We start from the raw sequence: 25,514 nt of genomic DNA, 5'->3' as shown, positions 1-25,514 counted from the left end.
ATACACTTTTTTCCTTACTGCATATTATAATAGTAAGAATTGTATTAGGAGGTAATGAAAGAGTGCAAGAAAATGTACAAGCTCAACCTCAGCTTTCACCACCATGGGTCACATATTTCAATGAGTTGAAAAATTCAATTGGTGCTGATCCAACTGTTACAGTTGGTCCGCTGATTCCAGTTGGCGGGAATTATATTATTTTGGTGCACGCGTTAAGTAATGAAAAAGCGATAGCGTTAGCGACGCTTTTAAAATCTTTTGTAGAATTTGGGAATGTAAGTGTAACGGTTATTGTAACGAATAATGAAAATAACATTGTAAACCCACTTCCATGCCCACTAGATGCATTTGAAATTGCTCATTTATTTCAAGTGGCGTTAGAAAATAATCCTTATTTTGAACAAGTTGTTGTACAGCCGCAGCTCCCTGGTGGATCAAATGTTGTCTTTCCAGTTTTTGCAGCGCAAGTAATTCAATTTTTTAACGATGATATTTCAAATTTATGTCAAACATTTACTGGTGTTGCTGCAAATGTATTTCATGATGTAATGAACGATGACGTTTGTGATATCCCAATTTTATTCTCCACAAGCTGTGTTCTGAGCGGTGAGAGTGCACAATTACAAAATGCAGATTTAACACCAAAACTGTTTTACTAGATTGTAAGTAGACATTTTCATTAATAGAAAATGTCTTTTTTGTATGCATTAACGTTACTTTGTCGAGCAAATTGCGGGTGATGAACGAAACTTCCACTAATAAAAGTGTTACTGGATCTTGTATAGCATGTAAAGGTAGTCTGTTTGAATTGAAAATATATAAGAAATGAGAGGGAAATCATTTTCGTGAATATAGAATAATCGCAAGAAACACAGTAAGTTAGCAGTCATACATATGTTTCTTAGTCTAAAGAAGGTGAATACCGATGAGTAGTAATATTGAAAACATTTCTAATATTAGCGCTAATGGAAGATTGATTAACTGATATTATTTACTAATGGATGTTAGTGCATATTTCGAATTTGTGAATGAACCGTATGAAATATAAATAAAATTAGTGGAAGTTTAATTAAAAGATTATATGTTTTGAAAAAATAATATAGATTCTCTTTATTTATATTATAGCTAGCTAGTGTTAGGCATAAGGGGCTTTCAATAAAGCTAGCTTTGAATATGATAATAAAAAGGGGTTGAATTGTATTGGGGTATATTATCGATATTTCAAAATGGAATGGAACGATTAATTGGGATATTGCAGCATCTCAGCTAGATTTAGTTATTGCTAGAGTTCAAGATGGTTCGAATACGGTAGATTTTATGTATCAAAATTATGTGAATGAAATGAAGAAACGCAGTATTCCATTTGGTAATTATGCATTTTGTCGTTTTATATCTATTGCTGATGCAAGGAAAGAGGCACAAGATTTTTGGAGTCGCGGCGATAAATCTGCTAAGTTTTGGGTGGTGGACGTAGAAATTCAAACGATGATGGATATGCAAGGGGGGACACAAACATTTATAGACGAATTACGCCGTTTAGGTGCGAAAAAAGTAGGGCTATATGTGGGACATCACACGTATGTATCATTTGGAGCACGTAATATTGAAGTTGATTTTGTATGGATTCCTCGTTACGGTGGGAATAAGCCAGCATATCCATGTGATATTTGGCAATATACTGATTCGGGATATGTTCCTGGTATTGGGAAATGTGATTTAAATCAATTAATAGGAAATAAGGCGCTTTCTTGGTTTATAGGTTCGGATCAAGTAAATCAATCTATTCAATTTAACAAAGAAAATACACAGCAATCGAATGGTATTGGTATTGCAGTTTCAAAATATCCTGATGGGTATGCTATAAACTTATATGAACATCCTGCGAATCCTCAGTTTACAGGTACAATCACTCAAAAAACTCCATATTCAGTCTTACATGGTTATTGGGGAGGCGCAGATAAAGATATGATTTGCTTAGGAAATGATAAACAGTGGGTATATGTAAAACATTTTGATGTGAAATGGTTTTATGCATCCTCAAAATATCCTGATGGGTATGGAGTAAATTATTATGCAGAGCCTGAATGTATAAATTATAAAGGGAATATTGATGGATCAAAATCTTTTCGTGTGTGGGGCAGAGCGAAAAATGCGGTAGATATCGGGCAAAATAATTGGATACCGGAAGAACATGTAACTATTAAGTATCTATAAGTAGTTACATGTTTTTAGAAAAAAGTAAAAGGTCATCTTACTGATACATAGTAAGATGACCTTTTACTTTTTGAACAAAAGAACATGATACATAGTTTTTCAAATGAAATGAATTACATGTGGAAAACACACTGTTTACACAAGTACACTGTATAGTTATTCTTGTATAATAATAAAAGTGAGGTATTTTGAATTGAAAAAAAACAAGCTATTTTTAGGAACAATTATTTCATGCGTAGTACTGGCATTATCTGCATGTGGTTCCTCAGACAACGTAGTAACATCAAAAGTAGGAAATGTTACAGAGAAAGAATTAAGTAAAGAATTAAGACAAAAATATGGAGAAAGTACTTTATACCAAATGGTGTTAAGTAAGGCGTTGCTAGATAAATATAAAGTTTCAGATGAGGAAGCCAAAAAACAAGTAGAAGAAGCAAAAGATAAAATGGGTGACAACTTCAAATCGACTTTAGAACAAGTTGGATTGAAAAATGAAGATGAATTAAAAGAAAAAATGAAACCCGAAATTGCATTTGAGAAAGCGATTAAAGCGACTGTCACAGAAAAAGATGTAAAAGATAACTATAAACCAGAGATGAAGGTAAGTCACATTTTAGTGAAAGATGAAAAGACTGCTAAAGAAGTGAAAGAGAAAGTAAATAATGGTGAAGATTTTGCGGCTTTGGCGAAGCAATATTCAGAGGACACTGGTTCAAAGGAACAAGGCGGGGAAATAACTGGCTTTGCTCCAGGGCAAACGGTGAAAGAATTTGAGGAAACTGCATATAAATTAGATGCAGGACAAGTAAGTGAGCCAGTAAAAACAACTTACGGTTACCATATTATTAAAGTGACGGATAAAAAAGAATTGAAGCCATTTGATGAAGTAAAAGATCAAATTCGTAAAGATTTAGAACAGCAAAGACTACAAGATACGACAGGTAAATGGAAACAACAAGTAGTCAATGATTTATTGAAAGATGCTGATATTAAGGTGAATGATAAGGATTTTAAAAACACATTTGAATTTTTAGAAAAGAAATAATGATTGTAATTAGAAAAAGGGAACCTATATAGGTTCCCTTTTTCTAATTAGTGTGTGAGTTATAAATAGATAGTAAGACAATACAATATTACATTTAAATATTAAGAATTACAATAGAAAATTATGTAATTTATCAAAGTGGAATGATCAATACTTCATAGAATATTGATATTATAATGTTTTGTTTGCTTAATTTCATTAAATATAAAGCAAATTTATTAATTCCATCCCACTATTTGCAGGCAATTTGATTGGTGTAGGCTAATTATTAGTCGAGAATGAACAAAATCCTAATTGATTTAAATTTTACTTTATTGAATTGGATAAGCATAATTTGCAGAATGAAACATACAATATTATTGAAAAAATATTGATGCTAAATGAAGTGAAAAGCAGAGCATTCTACTAAAAGGGATGTTCTTTTTAGTATGAAATTTTTAGAATAAAGAAAGAATGCTTTTAAACAAATTATTTAATAGATAAATATATTACGTAGGAGGAGAAAATATGAAAGTAATTTTTCAAAGAGAAAGTGGAGGGAAGGTTTTTGAATCGTATGATGAAGATATAAGCAACTTATTAGCTATTTTAAAAGAAACGAAAGGGATTAAGATTGGGATGGTTGAATATGAAGTATTAAAATACGAATTAGAGTATTTTCGTAACCCGAAAAAAGCAGTAACAGAGAGGGAGTTACATATAATAGTACAACCAAAATATATGTAATAATAAGGGACAATTATTTATAAATAGTTTTATACAGTATGTACGAAAAGAGAGTGTTTAAATTGCTCTCTTTTCATAGAAATTCATAAGGAACGCATTGTGTTCTGTTATAAATCCCTTAAATTTTGTGAGTTCGTTCTTTATAATATATGCTTTCATTTATAGATGGTTAATAAACTCGAAAAATTAAAACTTTTTAGTTTAGGCAGGGATTTTATATTTGAGTAGATAAATGTTCATATAAGGTATTTTGTATACGGATATTGGAGGAGTAAAAATGAGTTTAGCAAGTTATATAGGGTGTAATATAGAAATTCCGTTAACGGATCCAGATTCTAATGGTGTAATTGTTTTTGGACCGTGTTTTTCAGATGAAAGTATGCTTAACATTGTACAAGAGTTTCAATTTCAAACAAGTTACACGTATGAAATTTCAACAATGTGGGGCATTGAACTTGATGAGTGGCAAAATGAAAAGGAGAAGAAAGAAGCTAAGAAAAAGCTATTAGCTTTATGCTCGATTATGGAAGGGTATTTAAATGATGGGGATTATTTTGAATTATTCAGTTGTTGGGTTGGTGATGAAGATAAGGAACGAGTAGGAGAATTAAAATTAAAAATAAATCATTTTAATATAGATGAAATTTGTATTCCGGAAAGAACACTTGTCAGGATAGAAAAATAAATATAGAAATTTACGTTATTAGAAAAAAGCGACTTCACTTTGTATGAAGTCGCTTTTTTAGTAGATATGTGAACTTCCTTTTAAATAGGAAGTGAAAAGCTCATTTGATGAAGAAGAAAATCAATGGTGGATAAATGTATAAGGAAATGATTTGAATTATATTTTGTTGAAAATATAATTATATCTCTTCTCAAAAGAATATATGTTCGTGTATAATTAGAACGAATGTTCCTTTTGGTGCAGATAGTATACGATTTAGAAATAAAGTGAAACTTTAATCAGTAGGGGTGTTCATCGTCCAGTGATTATGAGCTTTCACCAATCGGGCGTTTACGGGCGGATGATTCTCGACTTATATACCTCACATGTGCCGAATTTTGAGATGGGAGCTTTACTACCTGTTAATGCGGGGTAAATATGCCTAGTATTATGAAAGAATAATCAAGGAACAATATATGTGAAATAGAATGGATAAATGATCAAGGAGATAAAGAAATGAATGATGTAAAGGTGCAGAAAGCAGAAAAAGAATGGGTTCCATTTACAGCAATGTCGGAACAGTTGTTAAGTATGCAAAAGATTGTTGGAGAAAAGTTTAAAGTACAAAAACCACTCTTAACAAAAGAAGCAAAAGAGAGAATTTCTGATAAATTATTAACGTCGTTATTGTCTGAGAAAGAAATATTAGTGACATATTTTGAAGAGGGCTACATACTTACAAGCTATATGACAGTTGTGCATATAAACCCGCTAAAGCGCATTGTAATATGTACTGACGCATTTTATAAAACTTACGTATTTAATACTTCGGATATTATTGAAATAACGTAAAGGAAGCTGAAATTTAAATTTTAGCTTTTTATTTTTGTTAGATGAGGAAGAGAAAAATTGAAACGAAAAAGCAGCTAGCTTCATACTAGCTGCTAAGCCCCAGGGAAAGGGAGAAAAAGATAGGGTACTCAAAAAATCAACAATAGCTGTGTAACAGCCTGATTATAGTATAGACAAATTTAAAATTCCTAAACAGAACGATGAAAAAATAGGACTAGGCGGTACCAACTTGGTTTTGATCTGCAAGGTCAGAATCAAATGTATTAGTCGCGCTCACGCCACTAAAAGTATTAACAACAAAACCAACGTTTGAAGCACCAGATCCATTATAAGCCTTCGTATTTTCTTTCGGAGAAACGTTGTAGAAATCACCTAAGTTAAATGAACCGTTACTATTTTGTACAACTAAATTCCCTACAACTGATGGCATAGTTTTCACCCGCTTTACAATCATTTGTTAACACTACTATATGGTGTTATAGTCCAAATGGTTCATGGAATAAAAATTGTGGAATAGTAAAACGTTTGAAGTGTAGTTTAATCCAATCCCGCAATAAAAGTATGTTAAAATTAATGTAAGGTTGAGTAATTAAAAATAATTATTGTATAATTAATATATGCGAAAGCAAAGGAGGCAAAATGTAATGAATAATGTTATAAAAAAAGTAGATTTAACAGATGCAAAATCAAGTAATCTTGTTGCAATTATTTATAGCAATGAAGTTATATTGGTTGAAGAAGCATTTTGTCCAAATGAAATAAAATTAAAGTTTAATGAAATTGCAATTTTATCGGCAATTAAAACAGCACATATAATGAAAGTATCCATCAGAAAAGAATTGGAAGCAATTTTTCATGACACTGGTGTTTTATTTGTGAAGCATAGTGTTGATTATGGTAACAGTCAATCTATCACTATGCATTTTGAACAATTCAAAAAGTTGCAAAATGAGATTGAGAATTTAAATAAAAGTAGGTAATCTAGGTGTAGCTTATATGTATCGGTGTTAGAAATGCGGAAAAAAGAAGCTGAAATATAAAAGCAATAACGAAATAAATAATGATTTTTTTGATATATAAGCAAGAGTAACTGTTATGGTTACTCTTTTTGCTTACATAAAAATTCCTACTAAAGTATGAAATGAGTTGATACTTTAGTAAATGGCTGAACGAAAAGGAAGAGTGTAAAATTTTATAAAGGAGGAGAGGTATATGAAGCAAAACGAAACTGGAAAAATTGTAATGATCACAGGAGTGACGCAAGGATTAGGTCGTGCAATGGTTGATCGATTTCATGAATTGGGATGGAATATATATGGCTGTGGACGTTCAAAAGATAAAATCGAAGAATTGAAAAAATATTACGGTAATATACATGATTTTCAAATACTTGATGTTTCAGACTCCCATCAAGTAAGTAATTGGGCAAATTATATACTTCATAGATATAGAGCACCTGATTTGTTAATAAATAATGCATCGATTGTTAATAAAAATGCGCCGCTGTGGAAAGTAACAGCTCAAGAATTCGAAAATGTAATGAATGTAAACGTAAATGGTGTAGTAAATGTAATTAGAGCATTTGTCCCAGCGATGGTAGCTAGGAAAGAAGGAATGATTATTAATATGAGTTCTAGTTGGGGCCGAGAGGGAGAAGCTGAGCTGGCGCCATATTGTGCCTCAAAGTTTGCAATTGAAGGTATCACGAAATCTATGGCACTTGAATTGCCCTATGGCATGGCTGTTGTCGCTTTAGATCCAGGCGGCAGCATTAGCACTCCAATGCTGTATTCATGTGCACCACAGTATGTAAATGAATCACCCACACCTGAAATGTGGTCGCGTAATGCGATTAAATATATATTAAATATAACAATAGATAAAAATGGAGCTTCATTGACATGCCCAGAATGTATGTAAATATACATTCTGGGCATATTTTTAGTGATACACACTTTGTCTAAAAAAGTAGCTTAAAGGTGCTTTTTTGTATTTTTAACACATTATAGAATGCACAAAATTACATATAGAAAATAAATATGAGAAAGAGGATGCCATTTATGTATTTCGAAAGCAGTAGAAAATTTCTAAATAGGTGATAAGAATGAATCCAAGTGGTTTAAAAGTGACGGGAGCATGGTTTCAAGTAGGAGGGAATCTTACGGCGGCTATTGGGACGACAAGAGGATTTATTGGGGAAGAGAAAATTGAATCAGATCTTGTAATTGTAGGAGGCTCATTACAAGCCCTTGGGTATATATTGCAAATTATAGCGAGTAATGATACCGAGGAAGAGGATGAAAATCAAAATATGTGTTTGGAGAATAAAAGTGAAATGCTCGATAAAATGGGCATTGAGTTATTAGCCTTAGGAAATATATCGAATGTAATAGGAACATATTTTAATATAAATGAACAATTGAAAGAGAATGATTATCTCATTATTGTCGGGAACAGTTTACAATCGATAGGTGCTTTTTTAGGAGTAGAAGCAGCTTTTCTTCAGATGAAAGCAATACAAAGAATTATAATACTAGGCAATTCTTTGCAAAGTTTAGGCGCTGGACTTCAAGCGTATCAAGGGATTATTAATGTATCAAAGAACGAAATAGAACATGAAGACAGTATGGTTGATAAGAAGAATGAGAGAATAATAGCGCTCATTGGTGTTTGGATACAAGCGATAGGCACTGCTATTTCTGCGATTGGATTAACTATAATAGAAAAAGAAGAAAGAGTAGAAAAAAATAAAAGTATGAAATTGTTCATGTAAAGGAGGTATGTAAAATTTCAATTTTACATAAGTAGAAAAGTTGAAGTGGTAGGTTTTTTGGTATTAGAATAGAATGTATAGCAGTAGAAAAGATATTAGTGGAAAATAAAAATAATTGGTTTTATTAGTGTACGAAGAGAAGAGAGATAAAAAAATACAAAACAAGGAGTTTTCAAGAGATGATGTATTTATTGGCAATTCTACTACCACCTGTAGCCGTATTAATTTGCGGAAAGCCATTTCAAGCAATAATTAACTTCATATTAACATTAATATTTTGGGTTCCAGGAGTTATTCATGCGATATTAGTTGTACATGATAAAAAAGCAGACCGGAGATTAAAAAAACAAATTCAAGCATATGATGAAATTAATAAGAGGAATAGAAGATAGCTAAGTCGTGAAATGATTGTAAAAAGAAAGGGGGACTACCTCCTTTCTTTTTTTATGCTGTTTAAGTTTAAATTTTAGTATAGCGGTAAGAATTTTTAATATAAGTATTGTGATAATTAGTTTTAGAATGTGCGTTTAATAAACCGGTGTAAATATTTTCAGGCACGTTAAAGAAATCATACATTCCATTCTTTAATTGAATGCGTAAAATCATAGAAAAAGGATTATAGCCAACAGCAACTATATTTTTTGAAATCACGGGAGATAGCTTCATCATTACGCAACGCCTCACTTTTTATTTTTAATAATTTCTTGTAAATGTTGAGGTTGTGGTGTTGAAATCCCTATAATTAAAGAGGTATTATATTTATATGCAATATATTAAATGTTCGTTATACGTAATTATAAGGAAGTTCACACGAAGTACATATCGTTGTGCTATTTTTATTTCACCTTTGATTTATAAATAAGAAAATATTGACCATTTGAAAAAAAGGTATATTATTTATACGAGGTATGAAAAATTCACTTTTTACATTCTATGCTTAAAGGGGCAGCATTATTAGGAAAAATAGAAGTGAAAATAGTTTGTATAAGAAGTATTCTAAAATTTATAATCTGTGAATTAGGAAAATATTGAATGCTCCAGGTCAATATACTTTCTTAATTAACTTCAGTTTAGAAAGTGACCTCAATATTTTTAAGTAAATCAACGGGAGAATTGAAAGGCAGGAGAAAGTAACATGTCAGAAAATTATCGTTCTCGAGAGGAGCGACGACAAGTTAAAAAGAAAAAACAACCAGCTTCTAAAGCAAAAAAACCAAAAGGTAAAACATCATTCTTTCGTAAGTTTTTAATTACATGTTTATTACTTGGCATTGTTGGTTTAGTGGCGGGGGTTGCTACCTTTTTCGTAATGATTAAGGATGCACCAAAACTTGAGAAAGCAAAACTTGTTAATCCGTTATCCTCAAAAATTTATGATAAAAATGGCGATTTGGTATATGAATACGGGAAAGAAAAACGGACGAATGTTACGTATGATCAAATTCCTAAATTAGTAGAAAATGCATTTTTAGCAACAGAGGATGCACGTTTTTATGAGCATAGTGGAGTAGACTTTAAAGGTACTGCTCGTGCTGTTTTGGTGAGTCTTAAAGGAGATTATGGTTCACAAGGTGGAAGTACAATAACGCAACAGGTTATTAAAAACTACTTCTTATCGATGGAAAAAACATCAAAACGTAAGGTTCAGGAAATATATTTAGCGTATAAGTTAGAACAACAGTATTCAAAACATGAAATTTTAGAAATGTATTTAAATAAAATTAATTTAGGAAACCGTTCATATGGTATCGCAACAGCAGCACAAAACTACTATGGTAAAGAATTGAAAGATTTAACATTACCAGAAGTTGCGATGCTTGCAGGTTTACCGAAAGCACCGAATAACTATGATCCAACGAAAACAGAAAATATTCAAAGAGCAACAGAAAGAAGAGATGTTGTACTAAAATTAATGAATCGACATGGTTATATTACGAAGACAGAAATGGAAGAAGCTTCGAAAGTCAAAGTAACAGATGGACTTAAAACTGCAACTGTACAAGCAATGCCATATCCTGCATTTATGGATGCGGTTGTGAAAGAAGTTGAAAAAGAATTGCCAGATGCTAACATTGGTTCTGACGGTTTAGAAATTTATACAACTTTAGATATAGAAGCACAAAAGGCTGCTGATAGGATATTAGATGAAAATATTATTAATTATCCAAATGATAAATTCCAAAGTGCTTTCACATTTATGGATACGAAAACAGGTGAGATTCGTGCTATAGGTAGTGGGCGCGGTGAAAATAAAGCAGTATTTAAAGGGCATAATATGGCAATTGAATTAGATCGTGCAGCTGGTTCAACTATGAAGCCAATCTTTGATTACGGTCCTGCAATTGAATATTTAAAATGGGCTACGTATCATCAAATTGATGACTCTCCATTTAAATATTCAACGGGACAAGAACTTCGAAATGCGGACAGAAATCATTTAGGCCCAATTACTATGCGCGAAGCGTTAAAAATGTCGCGTAACGTTCCGGCAGTTAAAACTGCAAAAGAAGTAGGACTTAATAAATCAAAGGAATTCTCTGAGAAATTAGGTATTACATTTAATAAACCACCGGCAGAATCTACAGCTATTGGTACGAACGAAGTATCACCAACTGAAATGGCGGGTGCTTATGCGACATTTGGTAATGGTGGTAAGTATACGAAACCGCATTTTGTTAAGAAAGTAGTTTATCCAGACGGCAAGTCACAAAGTTTTGGGCAAAAACCAAAACAAGTTATAGCTGATTCTACAGCATATATGATTACTGATATGCTTCGTTCAGTAGTGACATCAGGTACTGGTACAGCGGCAAATATTAGTTCTTTAGATGTAGCTGGTAAAACGGGTACAACAAACTATGATTCAAAACAATTGGCGAAATATAACATTCCAGAAAGTGCAACTCGTGATAGTTGGTTTGCGGGTTATACACCACAATATACGATGGCAGTATGGACTGGATATATGAAAGATGGTAAAGACGAGTATATTAGTAGTAAAAATACGAAAGTTGCACAGTTGATCTTCAAAGAAATGATGAGTGAGTTTGCTACTGACAAATCAAGATTTAAAATGCCAAGTAGTGTTATTCAAGAAGGTAGTGAGCTACGTATAAAAGGTGAAAAACGTGATTCTTCTCCAAATACGAGCGTACCGGATACAACAGAGCAACCAAAACAAGATCAGCAGCAAAAAACTGAAGAAGAGCAAAAGCAAGAAGAATTAAAAAAACAGGAAGAACTTAAAAAACAAGAAGAACAAAAGCAACAAGAGGAACTGAAGAAGCAAGAAGAACAAAAGAAACTAGAAGAGCAAAAGAAACAAGAAGAAGAAAAGAAACAAAATAACGGAAATGGCCAAGGAACGACGCCTCCAGCAAATAACGGAGGAGGCCAAGGGAATACAACACCTCCAGCAAATAACGGAGGAGGCCAAGGAAATACAACACCTCCAGCAAATAACGGAGGAGGCCAAGGAAATACGACACCTCCAGCAAATAATGGAGGAGGTCAAGGAAATACGACACCTCCAGCAAATAATGGAGGAGGTCAAGGGAATACAACTCCACCAGCGACCACACAACCAGATGCTGGCGGGAATACAGGAGAAGCTCCTGCTAATAATGTACAATAAGAAAAATTTGTGAAAAATATAAAAAAGCATTTAAGATTTGTAAGAATTACGATCTTAAGTGCTTTTTTATCGTTAAAATCAAAATGTTAATTAGCGCTTTACTACAGAAAACTCTATAGTAAGTCCTGTATGTGGGATAAGGAATAAATAGTTGTTATGTGAAATCGCTAAATAGTTTCCATACTATTAGTTGACGAGCTTTATATGTTCTTTTACACTTGGATATGTGAATTTCAGCTGAAAAAGAGAATTGCCTTATTACATATATGTTGAAAAAGCTAGTATACAAAGTTTTAAATGATTTGAAAAGATAGAGGGGCGTTTCATATTGACAAATAGCAGAATGAATCCTAAAGTTGATGAATTTTTAAATGGCGCAAAAAAATGGAGAGAAGAATACGAGAAGTTAAGAAGTATTGTTCTTGACTGTGAATTAACGGAAGATTTTAAGTGGATGCATCCTTGTTACACGTTTGCGAAAAAAAACATAGTTTTAATTCATGGATTTAAAGAATATTGTGCGCTTCAGTTTCATAAAGGTGCATTGTTGCAGGATACTCATAGGATTTTAGTCCAACAAACGGAAAATACACAAGCGGCGCGTCAGATTCGGTTTACTAATATACAAGAAATCATTGAAATGGAATCCATTTTGAAGAAATATATTACTGAAGCTATTGAAGTTGAAAAAAGAGGTTTGAAAATAGAAAAGAAAGAGCATAAAGAAACTATAATTCCAGAAGAGCTTCAAAATAAATTTGATGAAATACCTACTTTTAAAGTTGCCTTTCAGTCGCTTACACCGGGACGCCAAAGAGCATACATCCTTTATTTTTCGCAAGCTAAACAAACTAAAACTCGAACATCCAGAATAGAAAAATATATGGAGAGGATTTTGGATGGTAAGGGACTAAATGATTGTACGTGCGGACTGTCTCAAAAAGGGACTAATTGTGATGGATCACATAAATCTTTGAAACAGTAAGATTTGTAGTTAAATCTTTGATTCATGTATTTTATTAACAGTGTATTTATGTATGTAAATTACATAAAAAGTCGAATTCCGAGTTATTAGGAGTTCGACTTTTTGTATATTGAAAATAAATTGACATATTATTTTCGTTAAAATGAAGCAATGCAATGATGAATTTAAATGTTAAAAGTACCGTAGAAATTTTGAAAATAAATTGATGGAAAATGATAAAAAACTTGAGCCTGAGGCAATGGAGTATAACTGGGATTGTAAAAGGTAGTACTACTTGGATGTGCGCCATGATGCCAAAATGAGGGAGTAACTTGACCGGGAATTTGATATTGTTGCCAAGTTGCGGGAAGTTCAATACCGACATCAGAACTAGCTGTATGAACGGCGGGAGCGTGTATTTCGGGAATCGAAGGAACAACCACGGCAGTAACTCTTGATGATATCCACATAAAAATAATCACTCCTAAGTTGTGATAATAAAGTAGTATATTCTTTTCACACGTATAAAGGTACATTCTAGATAGGACTTTAGGCTAAGGTATACGTATAAAGTTGTAAGACTAATTTAAATGGATGATGGACTATTTATTATAAAAAGATACGTCTATTTACGGAGGGCAAAGGGGTTAAGAAAATGTAAAATGGAGGTGTTAATTGCAATAACTTACGTGTTTATGGAGGAATTTTAATGGAACGATTATGGACGAAATCATTTATTCAAATGACTTTCGCAATGTTATTTTTATTTACAGGATTTTATTTACTTGTACCAACGCTCCCTCTCTTTATTAAAGAGATAGGTGGGAATGAATCACAAGTTGGACTTATGATGGGGATGTTTACAATAGCAGCAGTTGTAATACGACCAATTATCGGAGGAATGTTAGATCAATATGGTAGAAAATCTTTTATTATTTTCGGACTCATCTTTTTTGGGTTAACGATGTATTCTTATAATTTAGCGTCGACTATTGTCCTTTTAGCTGTTTTGCGGGTTATTCATGGAGTAACATGGGCTGTTTCTACAACAGCTGTTGGAACAGCGATAACTGATATTATTCCAGATTCACGCCGTGGTGAAGGGATGGGGTGGTACGGGATGGCCATGACAATTGCAATGGCCATCGGCCCAATGATTGGATTATCGGTTGTACAACATTATTCATTTCACGGCCTATTCTTGTTAGCAACTCTTTTATCCTTTATGGCAGTCCTATTATCGTTCATGACGAAAATGCCATTCACACCCCAAAAAGAAAAAGGGAAAATGCAGTTGTTTGAAAAATCGGTTCTATCCATTACGATTGTTGTTTTCTTTTTATCATTTGCATATGGAGGGATTACGACGTTTTTACCGCTATTTGCATCGTCAATTGATGTGAATCCTGGGACATTCTTTCTTGTATATGCAGTTGCTTTAACAATTGTACGACCAATTTCAGGAAAACTATTAGATAAGTATGGCGAAGTATTTATCATACTCCCAGCACTATGTATTACTATTATCGCAATAGTTGTATTAACACTTTCAAATAGTTTAATGGGTGTAATTATCGCCGCTGCATTATACGGTGTTGGGTTCGGTTCAGCGCAACCGGCATTGCAAGCAGCGATGATTACAATTGTTGACCGGAGTAAAAGAGGAGTTGCTAACGCTTCGTTCTTTACCGCATTTGATCTAGGGATTGGACTTGGTGCGATTTTACTTGGAGTTGTTTCGCAAATGTTTGGTTACCGTATTTTATTTGCAGGTAGTGCAATTTCAGGATTACTTGCTTTAATTATTTTTGTCGTTTTTGTAAAACAGCGATTAGGTAAAAAAGAATTTGCGTAAGCGGGAGTAACAAAGATGAAAATTTCAATTGAACTTAACGATTTGCAATGGTTAAAGGATAACGTATTAATAGTTCAATTCAACCGGACTATTCTTTAGGGATAGTTTCTGAGAAATCAGATGGGGAAATCGTATCAGTTGAGAAAGAAGACATTCTATTTTTTGGGGATGTTTATAATCTTTGGTACTTTAAAAACTATCATTTAGTTAAATGTTACTATGAGGAAACGGAAGAAATTCAATTTAATTATGTAAAATAATAACTTTTTTAAAAATAAATAAGTTTTATATAAAAATCATATTGAAGAGATAGTGAAATAAATATCATGTGGAAACGAGTTGTAGATGTATACAACTCGTTTTTTTTATTTTCTTAAAAAAATTGGAAGAATGATATATTTAGTGGGATTTTTTGAATCATCCTTATATTTCGTTTTAATAAAAACAAAAAGAAGTCTGTCCTTTCTTTATAAAATATGAAAATTATTCTTAAAAAATTGTATTGTTACATCGGAAAAAGTATAGGAAACTTATCATTATAAAATAAATTGAAATCTTCTAAAAACTCTGATACATTGAAATAGAAATGTAGTTTCACGATATTGTAAAGGCTTACAGTTATGTGCACGAAGATCTATTAGGATTGGAGGAAATAATGATGAAAGCTGAAGAAAAATTTTCCCCGGGATTAGATGGTATAGTGGCAGCGGAGACGAAGATCTCGTTTCTTGACACAGTGAAAGGTGAAATTGTAATTCAAGGGTATGATTTAATCGAACTCTCAAAAACAAAAGAGTATTTAGACATTGTGCACCTTTTATTGGAAGAACATCTACCAAATGAGGATGAAAAAGCAAAACTTGAAAAGAAATTAAAAGAAGAATACGCGGTACCAGAAGGTGTATTCAACGTATTACAGGCATTACCGAAAGAAACGCACCCGATGGATGGATTGCGTACAGGTGTGTCCGCATTAGCTGGTTACGATAATGATATCGAAAACCGCTCGTTAGAAGTAAACAAAAGCCGCGGGTACAAATTATTGAGTAAAGTACCAAACATTGTAGCGAATAGCTATCATATTTTAAATAATGAAGACCCAATCGAGCCTCTTAAAGAATTAACATATAGCGCGAATTTCTTCTATATGTTAACAGGTAAAAAACCAACTGAACTTGAGGAGAAGATCTTTGATCGTTCCCTTGTTTTATATAGTGAACATGAAATGCCAAACTCTACATTTACAGCACGCGTTATTGCATCAACTCAATCCGACTTATATGGTGCTTTAACAGGTGCAGTTGCATCTTTAAAAGGTAGCTTACACGGCGGAGCAAACGAAGCGGTTATGTACATGCTTTTAGAAGCTGGTAATGTTGAGAAGTTTGAAGAGTTGTTACAGAAGAAACTATATAACAAAGAAAAAATTATGGGCTTTGGACATCGTGTGTATATGAAGAAGATGGATCCAAGAGCACTTATGATGAAGGAAGCTTTAAAACAGTTATGTGATGTAAAAGGTGATTATACACTATATGAAATGTGTGAAGCTGGAGAAAAGATTATGGAGAAGGAAAAAGGAATTTATCCAAACCTTGATTATTATGCAGCTCCAGTATATTGGATGCTAGGTATTCCAATTCAACTTTACACACCAATCTTCTTTAGCTCTAGAACAGTGGGATTATGTGCGCACGTTATTGAGCAACATGCAAATAATCGTTTGTTCCGTCCGCGTGTAAATTATATTGGCGAGCGACATGTACTTAGTAAGTAAGAACAACTGGGGAGTTGTTAGCGCCGCCCGCCAGATGGGTGTTTGACCGACACCCATCATTAATAATAACGAATTTTCGACAGAAAGGGAAGAATAGCATGATTAAAACAAATGAAATTAAACAAAAAGATGCATTATTAGAAGAAATTGCGGATTATGTATTAAATAAAGAGGTAACTAGCGCAGAAGCATTCAGTACTGCTCGTTACGTATTACTTGATACGCTTGGATGCGGAATTCTAGCACTACAATATCCAGAGTGTACGAAATTACTAGGACCAGTTGTACCAGGAACAATCGTGCCAAATGGTACACGTGTACCAGGTACGTCATATGTGCTTGATCCAGTGAAAGGTGCATTTAATATTGGATGTATGATCCGTTGGTTAGACTATAACGATACTTGGCTTGCAGCAGAGTGGGGACATCCATCTGATAACTTAGGCGGAATTTTAGCAGTTGCAGATTATATTAGCCGTGTTCGTATTTCAGAAGGAAAAGAACCATTAAAAGTACGTGAAGTATTAGAAATGATGATTAAAGCACATGAAATTCAAGGTGTATTAGCTTTAGAAAATAGTTTAAACCGTGTTGGTCTTGACCACGTATTATACGTAAAAGTAGCAACAACTGCTGTAGTTGCGAAAATGCTTGGCGGAACACGTGAAGAAATCTTTAATGCATTATCACATGCGTGGATTGATAATTCTAGTCTTCGTACATATCGTCATGCTCCAAATACTGGATCACGTAAATCATGGGCAGCAGGTGATGCGACGAGTCGCGGTGTTCATCTTGCAATGACTGCTCTAAAAGGTGAAATGGGTTATCCAACAGCATTATCTGCACCAGGTTGGGGATTCCAAGATGTATTATTCAATAAACAAGAGTTAAAGTTAGCAAGACCACTAGAGTCATATGTAATGGAAAATGTATTATTTAAAGTGTCATATCCAGCAGAATTCCATGCACAAACAGCTGCAGAGTGTGCTGTGAAGTTGCATCCTGAAATTAAAGAAAGATTAGATGAAATTGATCGTATTACAATTACAACTCATGAATCAGCAATTCGTATTATCGATAAAGAAGGTCCATTAAATAACCCAGCTGATCGTGATCATTGCTTACAATATATTACGGCAATCGGTTTATTAAAAGGAGATATCGTTGCAGACGATTATGAGGATGTAGTAGCAAATGATTCACGTGTAGATGAATTACGTAATAAGATGGTTGTTGTTGAAAACAAGCAGTACAGTTTAGATTATCTTGACCCGAACAAGCGCTCAATCGCCAACGCTGTTCAAGTTCACTTTAAAGATGGTACTGTAACAGAAAATGTGGAATGTGAATACCCACTTGGTCACCGTTTCCGTAGAGACGAAGCGATTCCAAAAGTTGTTCAAAAATTCACTGCAAATATGGCAGGTCATTATTCTAGTAAGCAACAAGAACAAATTCATGAAGTTTGTTTAAATGAAGAAAAACTAGAAAATATGAATGTAAACGAATTTGTAGATCTATTCTTAATTTAATAATAGGGGGAATCTAGAATGGCTTGGGTTGTGAATAAACAGTCAACACAAGAAGAGCTTGCGAATCGCTTCCGAGCTTTAGTAGAAGCAAATGAAATTTTGCAAATTCCAGGTGCTCATGATGCAATGGCAGCTCTTGTTGCGAAAAATACAGGTTTTTCAGCACTATATTTATCGGGAGCTGCTTACACTGCAAGTAAAGGGCTACCAGATTTAGGAATCGTGACGTCTACTGAAGTAGCAGAGAGAGCAAGAGATTTAGTAAGAGCTACAGATTTACCAGTTCTTGTCGATATTGATACAGGATTTGGCGGTGTATTAAACGTAGCGAGAACAGCGGTAGAAATGGTGGAATCGAAAGTAGCAGCTGTTCAAATTGAAGATCAACAATTACCAAAGAAATGTGGACATTTAAATGGTAAGAAACTTGTTACGACAGAAGAATTAGTTCAAAAGATTAAAGCGATTAAAGAAGTTGCACCAAGCTTATATATTGTAGCACGTACAGATGCTCGCGGTGTAGAAGGCTTAGATGAAGCAATCGAAAGAGCGAACGCTTATGTAAAAGCAGGTGCAGATGCAATATTCCCTGAAGCGCTTCAATCAGAAGAAGAGTTCCGTCTATTTAATAGTAAAGTAAATGCGCCTTTACTTGCGAATATGACTGAGTTCGGAAAAACGCCGTATTATAGTGCAGAGGAATTTGCAAATATGGGCTTCCAAATGGTTATTTATCCTGTAACTTCACTTCGTGTTGCAGCGAAAGCATATGAGAATGTGTTTACTTTAATTAAGGAAACAGGTTCTCAAAAAGATGCACTTTCAAGTATGCAAACGAGAAGTGAGTTATATGAAACAATTTCATATCATGACTTTGAAGAATTAGATACTGGAATTGCAAAAACAGTATTATCAGAGGATCAATAGATAAAACAACTAAGGCGATGAGAATACATCTTTGGCAAAACGAACTGCTTGATGTGAAAATTCATCGCCTTCTGTTTTCAAAAATAAGAAATTCCACTCATCGTAGACGAGCATACGTAGTAGCAAGTAAGGCCGAAATGATAGGGGGATTCAGATGGAGAAAACGAAGTTACCGTGGGATGAATTTTTTTCACTTAATAAAGATGTGAATCATGCTTTCTTTACGCCAGAAGATTTTTCAGGTGATGAAGATTTAATTGCAAAAACGACAGAACAATTCGTTAAACAAGAAATTGTTCCACAAATTGAGAACATTGAACAACATAACTATAAAGTTTCTCGTCAATTATTTGAGAAAGCTGGGGAACTTGGATTATTAGGCATTGAGGTACCAGAAGATTATGGCGGGTTCGAGTTAGGAAAGGCTGTCTCAGGTCTTGTAGCAGAGAAAATGGGCTACGCTGGTGCATTTAGCGTTTCTTTTAATATACACGCCGGTGTAGGTACATTGCCTTACATATATTACGGAACGAAAGAACAGAAAGAAAAATATTTACCAAAAATCGCATCGGGAGAATGGATTGGGGCTTATGCTTTAACTGAGCCAAATGCTGGTTCTGATGCATTAAGTGCAAAAACGAGTGCAGTATTGAATGAAGAAGGTACTGCTTGGAAGTTGAATGGTGAGAAGCAGTGGATTACAAATGCTCATATGGCAGATGTATACGTTGTTTTTGCGAAGACAAATAAAGGAATGACAGCGTTTATTGTCGAAAGAACATGTGAAGGTGTATCAATAGGATTAGAAGAAAAGAAGATGGGGATTAAAGGTTCTTCAACAGCGACGCTTATTTTAGAAGATGTTTTCATCCCTGCTGAAAATGTTTTAGGGGAAGTTGGGAAAGGGCATCACGTAGCTCTTAATATTCTTAACTTCGCTAGACTAAAACTTGCTTTTGGAAATATTGGAACAGCAAAACAAGCAATCGGTTTGTCGGTTCAATATGGAAAAGAGAGAAAACAGTTCCAAACTGAATTAGTGGACTTTACGATGATTCAAGAGAAAATTGCCAATATGATTATTTCTACATATGGAGCAGAAAGTGCAGCTTACCGTACAGCAGGTGTAATTGATGAAGCCATTCATGAGAGTGATGAGGACCTTATGAAAAAAATGTCCCAATTTGCAATTGAATGTGCACTTAATAAAGTAAATGCTTCTGAAACACTTGGTCATATCGTAGATGAAGCTGTACAAATTCATGGTGGTTACGGTTATATGCAAGAGTACGAGGTAGAACGATTATATCGTGATGCTAGAATTAGTCGTATTTTTGAAGGAACGAATGAAATTAATAGATTAACAGTAGCTAAAATGTTAATGAAGCAAATGGAACAAATTGAAGATACTGAAGTAGAGATTGATGTAGCAAATGTTGAAAGAAACCATCGTTACATTTTATTAGCGAAAAAATTGTTGAAACAATCTTTGAAAACGCTCTCTAAAACTCCAGGTTTAAAAATTGATCAAGAGCAAGAATATTCACGTGTATTATCAAATATGTTAACGGACGTCTACGTCATGGAATCAGCATTTTTACGTACGAGTAAAGCAATTAGTAAAAATGGTGAAGAGAAAGAGCGTACGAAACAAATGATAACTGACGTTATTTGTGAAGAAGGCTATCGTAAAGTAGAAGAAGCGGCGATTTCTATACTTTCAGCGGCTGTCACAGAAGAACAAGATAGACACGTAATTTTAGCTGAAATTCGTCAATTATTAGTGCCTTTATACACGAACGTGTTTACGAAAAAGAGAGAAATTGCGAAAGTTATTATAAATCGTGGAAAGTATATTGTGTAAATAGGAGGAAAGCGATATGAAAAAGATTGGCTTTATCGGTTTAGGTAACATGGGCCTTCCAATGTCTAAAAATTTAGTTAAATCAAGTTACACAGTATACGGTGTGGATTTAAATAAAGGGGCTGAAGCTTCCTTTGAAAATGAAGGAGGAATTATCGGTTTATCAATCTCAAAACTAGCAGAAACATGCGATGTGATTTTTACAAGCTTACCTTCACCTCGCGCTGTTGAAGCGGTATATTTTGGGGAAGAAGGATTATTTGAAAATAGTCACTCGAATGTAGTTTTAATTGATACAAGTACTGTATCTCCACAATTAAACAAACAGTTAGAGGAAGCTGCAAAGGAAAAGAAAGTAGACTTTTTAGCAGCGCCTGTTAGTGGTGGGGTAATTGGAGCTGAAAATCGTACATTAACGTTTATGGTTGGTGGATCGAAAGAAGTATATGAGAAAACGGAATCTATCATGGGCGTACTTGGCGCGAATGTTTTCCATGTTAGTGAGCAAATTGATAGTGGTACAACAGTTAAATTAATTAATAACTTATTAATTGGTTTTTATACAGCTGGTGTGAGTGAAGCTTTAACATTAGCGAAGAAGAATAATATGGATTTAGATAAATTGTTTGATATTTTAAATGTAAGTTACGGTCAAAGTAGAATTTATGAGCGTAATTATAAAAGTTTCATTGCAACTGAAAACTACGATCCAGGCTTTACTGTGAATTTATTAAAGAAAGATTTAGGATTTGCAGTAGATTTAGCGAAAGAAAGCGAACTTCACTTACCAGTAAGTGAAATGCTATTAAACGTATATGAAGAAGCAAGTGAATCTGGGTATGGTGAAAACGATATGGCTGCTTTATATAAGAAAGTTAGTGAACAATTAATTTCTAATCAAAAATAATAGACTTATATACATTATAAAAAAGGAGAGAATATAATGATTACAACTGAAATTAAACGAGTAAAAAATCATATTAATGGTGAGTGGGTAGAATCTACTGGTACAGAAGTAGAAGCAGTTCCAAATCCGGCGACTGGAAAAATTATCGCTTACGTTCCGCTATCTCCGAAAGAAGATGTTGAAAAAGCTGTTGAAGCAGCAAAAGCAGCATACGAAACATGGTCTAAAGTACCAGTTCCGAATCGTTCAAGACAATTGTATAAATATTTACAGCTTTTACAAGAAAACAAAGAAGAGCTTGCAAAAATCATTACGCTAGAAAATGGTAAAACATTAACGGATGCAACTGGTGAAGTACAACGTGGTATTGAAGCAGTAGAACTTGCAACATCAGCACCAAATTTAATGATGGGACAAGCTCTACCGAATATTGCTAGCGGCATTGATGGATCGATTTGGCGCTATCCAATTGGAGTTGTGGCTGGTATTACGCCATTTAACTTCCCAATGATGATTCCATTATGGATGTTCCCACTTGCAATTGCTTGCGGTAATACATTCGTATTAAAAACATCTGAAAGAACGCCACTTTTAGCAGAGCGACTTGTAGAGTTATTCTATGAAGCTGGTTTTCCAAAAGGGGTATTAAATTTAGTACAAGGTGGAAAAGATGTTGTAAATAGCATTTTAGAAAATAAAGATATTCAAGCTGTTTCGTTCGTTGGATCTGAGCCGGTAGCTCGTTACGTATATGAAACAGGTACGAAACATGGGAAACGTGTACAAGCGTTAGCTGGTGCGAAAAACCATGCGATTGTAATGCCAGATTGCAATCTTGAGAAAACAGTACAGGGTGTAATTGGATCGGCATTCGCAAGCAGCGGAGAGCGCTGCATGGCATGTTCAGTAGTAGCAGTAGTTGATGAAATTGCTGATGAATTCATCGACGTACTAGTAGCAGAAACGAAGAAGTTAAAAGTAGGTGATGGTTTCCACGAAGATAATTATGTTGGACCATTAATTCGTGAATCTCATAAAGAGCGTGTACTAGGCTATATTAATAGCGGTGTAGCAGATGGAGCAACTTTATTAGTAGATGGTCGTAAAATTAAGGAAGAAGTTGGAGAAGGTTACTTTGTAGGTGCGACAATCTTTGATGGTGTAAATCAAGAAATGAAAATTTGGCAAGATGAAATCTTTGCTCCAGTATTAAGCATTGTAAGAGTTAAAGATTTAGAAGAAGGTATTAAACTGACAAATCAATCTAAATTCGCAAATGGTGCGGTTATTTATACGTCAAATGGTAAACATGCACAAACATTCCGTGATAATATCGATGCTGGTATGATCGGTGTAAACGTAAACGTTCCAGCACCAATGGCATTCTTCGCATTTGCAGGAAATAAAGCTTCCTTCTATGGTGATTTAGGTACAAATGGTACAGATGGCGTTCAATTCTATACACGTAAAAAAGTTGTAACTGAGCGCTGGTTTTAATAGAGAGTAGAGGGATTGTTTCCTCACAATTAATTAGTAGCCTAGACCAGTCGAATAAATTGTTAAATGAAAAACACCACTTTGAAGATGTGGTGTTTTTCGTCTTGTTAATTACTTTTTTCAAAAGCTAGTTTAATACCAAAACCAATTAAGACGATTCCTGTTAACCCTTGAATATAACGTTGCGTCTTCGGTTTTTTCATAAAAGCACTAATTTTATCAATTAAAAATATATAAAAAGCGAACCATATAACTGTTAAAATGAGATAAGTAAGGCCCATTACGAGAAGTTGGATAAACGTATTATGAGTTGGATTTAAAAATTGCGGTAAAAAAGTTAAAAAGAAGACTGCAATTTTAGGGTTTAATAAATTTGTAAGAAACCCTTGGCGAAAACAAGAAGTATGCTCGTTTTCATTATTCAAAGATATATCGTTCGTATCAACGCCTTCTTTGTTTCTTACTGCTAAAAGGGCTTTAATACCAATATAAATTAAATATAGAGCTCCAACGTACTTGAAAATAGAGAATAAAAGAGCTGACTTTACAATAAGTGCGGAGAGTCCGATTACTGCTGCTAACGTATGAATCAAAAGTGCAACACATGTACCGAACACTGTTTTCACTCCACCAATCTTACCGGCAACTAATGTGTTTTTCGTGGCCATTGCTGTATCTGGACCGGGTAAAATAATAAGACAAATGGACATAACGATGAAAAGAAAAAAATTTTCAATCATAGTCGCTCCTCCTTTTTTATTTTTAGAATATTTGATTAAAAATAGTGTAGCACATATCTCGATTTAATAAAATTAAATTTTATTAAAAATTATTAAATAGGAAAGAGGCTATATAGTCGCGTAATCACACGACTATATAGCCTCAGGTTTATCCCGTATGAATGGGGATGTTCCCCATTTATTAAATTTTCACTTTATGCATTAAGTAAGTTAAAGAATCGATTTACATCTTCTTCTGAAACATCACTTAACTGCTTATATTTATAATTCGGATTTTGATCTTTATCAACGACAACAGAGCGTACTCCTTCGAAGAAATCTGTATGTCTCATGAAGTTTTTAGCAAGTACAAGGTCGGTAGCGAAACATTCTTCAACGGACTTATCTTGTCCATCAATAAACTGTTTTAATGTTACTTTTAACGAAATAGGGGATTTTGATAATAGTATTTCTTTCGTTTTTAAAGCAAAGGAACCGTGATCTTTCTCCAATGAATGGATGATTTCTTCAATTGTATCGAATGCAAAATGTGAATTCATTTCTTCTAATATAGGAGCAAGTTGGCTCTCTAAGCTTGGAGCAGTTGCAAATGTACGAATGACTTCTTTTAAATTAGTATGTACATCATCTTCTTTATGCCAATTTATACTTTCCAATTCAGTAAGGAAATTTGGTAATGAATCAGATGTCATAAAGTAATCAGCAGCGTTTATAAATAAAACGTCAGCAGCTTTTAAAATAGATGCCGTTAAAGCAACATAGCGGCCAGCAAGCCCTGGAGCTTTATTTAAGAAATAAGCAGCACCGACGTCTGGGAAGAAGCCGATATTCATCTCTGGCATTGCCCATTTCGTACGCTCAGTTACAATTCGATATTTCGCACCATTTGTAAGACCGACACCACCGCCCATTACAATTCCATCTAAACAAGCAATGATCGGTTTTTTATATTGATAAATATATGTATCAATTTCATACTCTTCTTCAAAAAAACGTTCCGCATGCTGCAATGCAGCTTCATTTGAACGTGCTTCATAAAGAGTTTTAATGTCGCCGCCTGCACAAAAACCTTTTGTGCCAGCTCCTTTTAATACGATAAGCGCAATTCGCTCATCATTTTCCCATTCTTTCAGTTTTCGCCCAATCGGTTGTAACATGTCATAAGATAAAGAATTAAGTGCTTTTGGGCGGTTTAAAGTAATTGATGCAACGCCGTTTTCACTAACAGAAAATAAAACGTGTTCAGTCATAATTCATCCTCCCTTACATATCTTCTTATTCTTAATTCTTGATATGTACTGAAATGTCCTTTATAAACTTTGTCTAAAGTTGGCGATATATGTTAATTTGCCCAATGCATATTTTGACGAGTTATATTTGCAGGATTTCGGAGGTTGAAAATGAATATTACAACATTACTGTAATTGTAATTATTTGAAGTTATCATAATAAAAACGCTATTAGTGCGACACGTTTCCCTATAAGTGTATAAACACGAAATGGGAGGGTTATCAATTTGATGACAACAACGGATTGACCG

At 34.0% G+C, this 25,514-nt stretch carries 24 protein-coding genes and 1 pseudogene; 20 read left to right on the top strand and 5 right to left on the bottom strand.

Annotated features, from left to right (window positions below; genetic code table 11):
• The first annotated feature begins 62 nt into the window (after positions 1-62).
• The 6 genes from KVT31_RS05105 to KVT31_RS05080 all read left to right on the top strand — a co-directional run bounded on the left by KVT31_RS05105 (position 63) and on the right by KVT31_RS05080 (position 5,501).
• Positions 63-659 carry a hypothetical protein gene (locus tag KVT31_RS05105; RefSeq protein ID WP_088096337.1) on the top strand — a complete coding sequence of 199 codons (597 nt, stop codon included), beginning with the start codon at positions 63-65 and terminating at the stop codon, positions 657-659.
• 541 nt (positions 660-1,200) lie between these two features.
• The gene (locus KVT31_RS05100; protein WP_088096338.1) at positions 1,201-2,214 is read left to right on the top strand and encodes a glycoside hydrolase family 25 protein; all 1,014 of its coding nucleotides are present in this window, start codon (positions 1,201-1,203) and stop codon (positions 2,212-2,214) included.
• A 193-nt stretch (positions 2,215-2,407) separates the two neighbouring features.
• Positions 2,408-3,259 carry a peptidylprolyl isomerase PrsA gene (locus tag KVT31_RS05095; RefSeq protein WP_088096339.1) on the top strand — a complete coding sequence of 284 codons (852 nt, stop codon included), beginning with the start codon at positions 2,408-2,410 and terminating at the stop codon, positions 3,257-3,259.
• Between the two features lie 507 nt (positions 3,260-3,766).
• Positions 3,767-3,985, top strand: a complete 219-nt coding sequence (locus KVT31_RS05090; protein WP_088096340.1) for a hypothetical protein — start codon at positions 3,767-3,769, stop codon at positions 3,983-3,985.
• A gap of 277 nt (positions 3,986-4,262) precedes the next feature.
• Entirely contained in the window at positions 4,263-4,670 is a 408-nt protein-coding gene (locus KVT31_RS05085) for a hypothetical protein (protein WP_088096341.1), read from the top strand.
• Between the two features lie 495 nt (positions 4,671-5,165).
• Positions 5,166-5,501, top strand: coding sequence for a YolD-like family protein (locus tag KVT31_RS05080; protein WP_088096342.1), 336 nt, complete (start codon positions 5,166-5,168; stop codon positions 5,499-5,501).
• Between the two features lie 214 nt (positions 5,502-5,715).
• Here the strand turns inward: KVT31_RS05080 and gerPF are convergent, their stop codons facing one another.
• Positions 5,716-5,931 carry a spore germination protein GerPF gene (gene gerPF, locus KVT31_RS05075; RefSeq protein ID WP_001141569.1) on the bottom strand — a complete coding sequence of 72 codons (216 nt, stop codon included), beginning with the start codon at positions 5,929-5,931 and terminating at the stop codon, positions 5,716-5,718.
• A gap of 214 nt (positions 5,932-6,145) precedes the next feature.
• On the opposite strand from gerPF, the gene KVT31_RS05070 reads away from it, so the two are divergent.
• The 4 genes from KVT31_RS05070 to KVT31_RS05055 all read left to right on the top strand — a co-directional run bounded on the left by KVT31_RS05070 (position 6,146) and on the right by KVT31_RS05055 (position 8,666).
• Complete coding sequence (locus KVT31_RS05070; protein WP_088096343.1) at positions 6,146-6,481, top strand: hypothetical protein; 336 nt, start codon at positions 6,146-6,148, stop codon at positions 6,479-6,481.
• 232 nt (positions 6,482-6,713) lie between these two features.
• Positions 6,714-7,421 carry an SDR family oxidoreductase gene (locus tag KVT31_RS05065; protein WP_088096344.1) on the top strand — a complete coding sequence of 236 codons (708 nt, stop codon included), beginning with the start codon at positions 6,714-6,716 and terminating at the stop codon, positions 7,419-7,421.
• Positions 7,422-7,605: 184 nt separating this feature from the next.
• Positions 7,606-8,274 carry a DUF6944 family repetitive protein gene (locus KVT31_RS05060; protein ID WP_088096345.1) on the top strand — a complete coding sequence of 223 codons (669 nt, stop codon included), beginning with the start codon at positions 7,606-7,608 and terminating at the stop codon, positions 8,272-8,274.
• A gap of 179 nt (positions 8,275-8,453) precedes the next feature.
• Positions 8,454-8,666, top strand: coding sequence for a YqaE/Pmp3 family membrane protein (locus tag KVT31_RS05055; protein ID WP_088096346.1), 213 nt, complete (start codon positions 8,454-8,456; stop codon positions 8,664-8,666).
• 67 nt (positions 8,667-8,733) lie between these two features.
• Here KVT31_RS05055 and KVT31_RS05050 read toward each other — a convergent pair whose 3' ends face one another.
• Positions 8,734-8,943, bottom strand: coding sequence for a KTSC domain-containing protein (locus KVT31_RS05050; protein ID WP_140392450.1), 210 nt, complete (start codon positions 8,941-8,943; stop codon positions 8,734-8,736).
• Positions 8,944-9,409: 466 nt separating this feature from the next.
• Here KVT31_RS05050 and KVT31_RS05045 point away from each other — a divergent pair, with 466 nt between their 5' ends.
• Together KVT31_RS05045 and KVT31_RS05040 are read left to right on the top strand one after the other, a co-directional pair.
• The gene (locus tag KVT31_RS05045) at positions 9,410-11,908 is read left to right on the top strand and encodes a PBP1A family penicillin-binding protein (protein ID WP_088096347.1); all 2,499 of its coding nucleotides are present in this window, start codon (positions 9,410-9,412) and stop codon (positions 11,906-11,908) included.
• 328 nt (positions 11,909-12,236) lie between these two features.
• Positions 12,237-12,893, top strand: a complete 657-nt coding sequence (locus tag KVT31_RS05040) for a DUF1801 domain-containing protein (RefSeq protein ID WP_088096348.1) — start codon at positions 12,237-12,239, stop codon at positions 12,891-12,893.
• Between the two features lie 164 nt (positions 12,894-13,057).
• On the opposite strand, the gene KVT31_RS05035 is transcribed toward KVT31_RS05040, so the two are convergent.
• Positions 13,058-13,342: a hypothetical protein gene (locus tag KVT31_RS05035; protein WP_088096349.1), complete on the bottom strand. Its 285-nt coding sequence runs from the start codon at positions 13,340-13,342 to the stop codon at positions 13,058-13,060.
• Between the two features lie 239 nt (positions 13,343-13,581).
• On the opposite strand from KVT31_RS05035, the gene KVT31_RS05030 reads away from it, so the two are divergent.
• From KVT31_RS05030 to KVT31_RS04995, 8 genes and pseudogenes are all read left to right on the top strand, one after another.
• On the top strand, positions 13,582-14,727 hold the full coding sequence (locus KVT31_RS05030; protein ID WP_088096350.1) for an MFS transporter: 1,146 nt from the start codon (positions 13,582-13,584) through the stop codon (positions 14,725-14,727).
• A 68-nt stretch (positions 14,728-14,795) separates the two neighbouring features.
• Positions 14,796-14,987: pseudogene (locus KVT31_RS05025) on the top strand (hypothetical protein); the annotation flags it as partial.
• A gap of 395 nt (positions 14,988-15,382) precedes the next feature.
• The gene (mmgD, locus tag KVT31_RS05020; protein ID WP_140392451.1) at positions 15,383-16,504 is read left to right on the top strand and encodes a citrate synthase; all 1,122 of its coding nucleotides are present in this window, start codon (positions 15,383-15,385) and stop codon (positions 16,502-16,504) included.
• Positions 16,505-16,602: 98 nt separating this feature from the next.
• Positions 16,603-18,039 (top strand): 2-methylcitrate dehydratase, encoded by a 1,437-nt coding sequence (prpD, locus tag KVT31_RS05015; RefSeq protein ID WP_088096352.1) that lies wholly within the window; start codon positions 16,603-16,605, stop codon positions 18,037-18,039.
• 18 nt (positions 18,040-18,057) lie between these two features.
• Positions 18,058-18,966: a methylisocitrate lyase gene (prpB, locus tag KVT31_RS05010; RefSeq protein ID WP_088096353.1), complete on the top strand. Its 909-nt coding sequence runs from the start codon at positions 18,058-18,060 to the stop codon at positions 18,964-18,966.
• A 154-nt stretch (positions 18,967-19,120) separates the two neighbouring features.
• Positions 19,121-20,830, top strand: coding sequence for an acyl-CoA dehydrogenase family protein (locus KVT31_RS05005; protein WP_088096354.1), 1,710 nt, complete (start codon positions 19,121-19,123; stop codon positions 20,828-20,830).
• A 16-nt stretch (positions 20,831-20,846) separates the two neighbouring features.
• Complete coding sequence (locus KVT31_RS05000) at positions 20,847-21,737, top strand: NAD(P)-dependent oxidoreductase (RefSeq protein WP_088096355.1); 891 nt, start codon at positions 20,847-20,849, stop codon at positions 21,735-21,737.
• A 36-nt stretch (positions 21,738-21,773) separates the two neighbouring features.
• A complete protein-coding gene (locus KVT31_RS04995; RefSeq protein ID WP_088096356.1) occupies positions 21,774-23,234 on the top strand; it encodes a CoA-acylating methylmalonate-semialdehyde dehydrogenase in 1,461 nt (486 codons plus the stop codon).
• Between the two features lie 107 nt (positions 23,235-23,341).
• Here KVT31_RS04995 and KVT31_RS04990 read toward each other — a convergent pair whose 3' ends face one another.
• Both KVT31_RS04990 and KVT31_RS04985 read right to left on the bottom strand, forming a co-directional pair.
• The gene (locus tag KVT31_RS04990; protein WP_088096357.1) at positions 23,342-23,974 is read right to left on the bottom strand and encodes a LysE family translocator; all 633 of its coding nucleotides are present in this window, start codon (positions 23,972-23,974) and stop codon (positions 23,342-23,344) included.
• Between the two features lie 194 nt (positions 23,975-24,168).
• Positions 24,169-25,224, bottom strand: coding sequence for an enoyl-CoA hydratase/isomerase family protein (locus tag KVT31_RS04985; protein WP_088096358.1), 1,056 nt, complete (start codon positions 25,222-25,224; stop codon positions 24,169-24,171).
• Between the last annotated feature and the right edge of the window lie 290 nt (positions 25,225-25,514).

The organism is Bacillus sp. GbtcB14, from assembly GCF_019091205.1.
GTDB lineage: Bacteria > Bacillota > Bacilli > Bacillales > Bacillaceae_G > Bacillus_A > Bacillus_A cereus_AG.
This window is presented reverse-complemented; position numbering and strand designations above follow the sequence as displayed.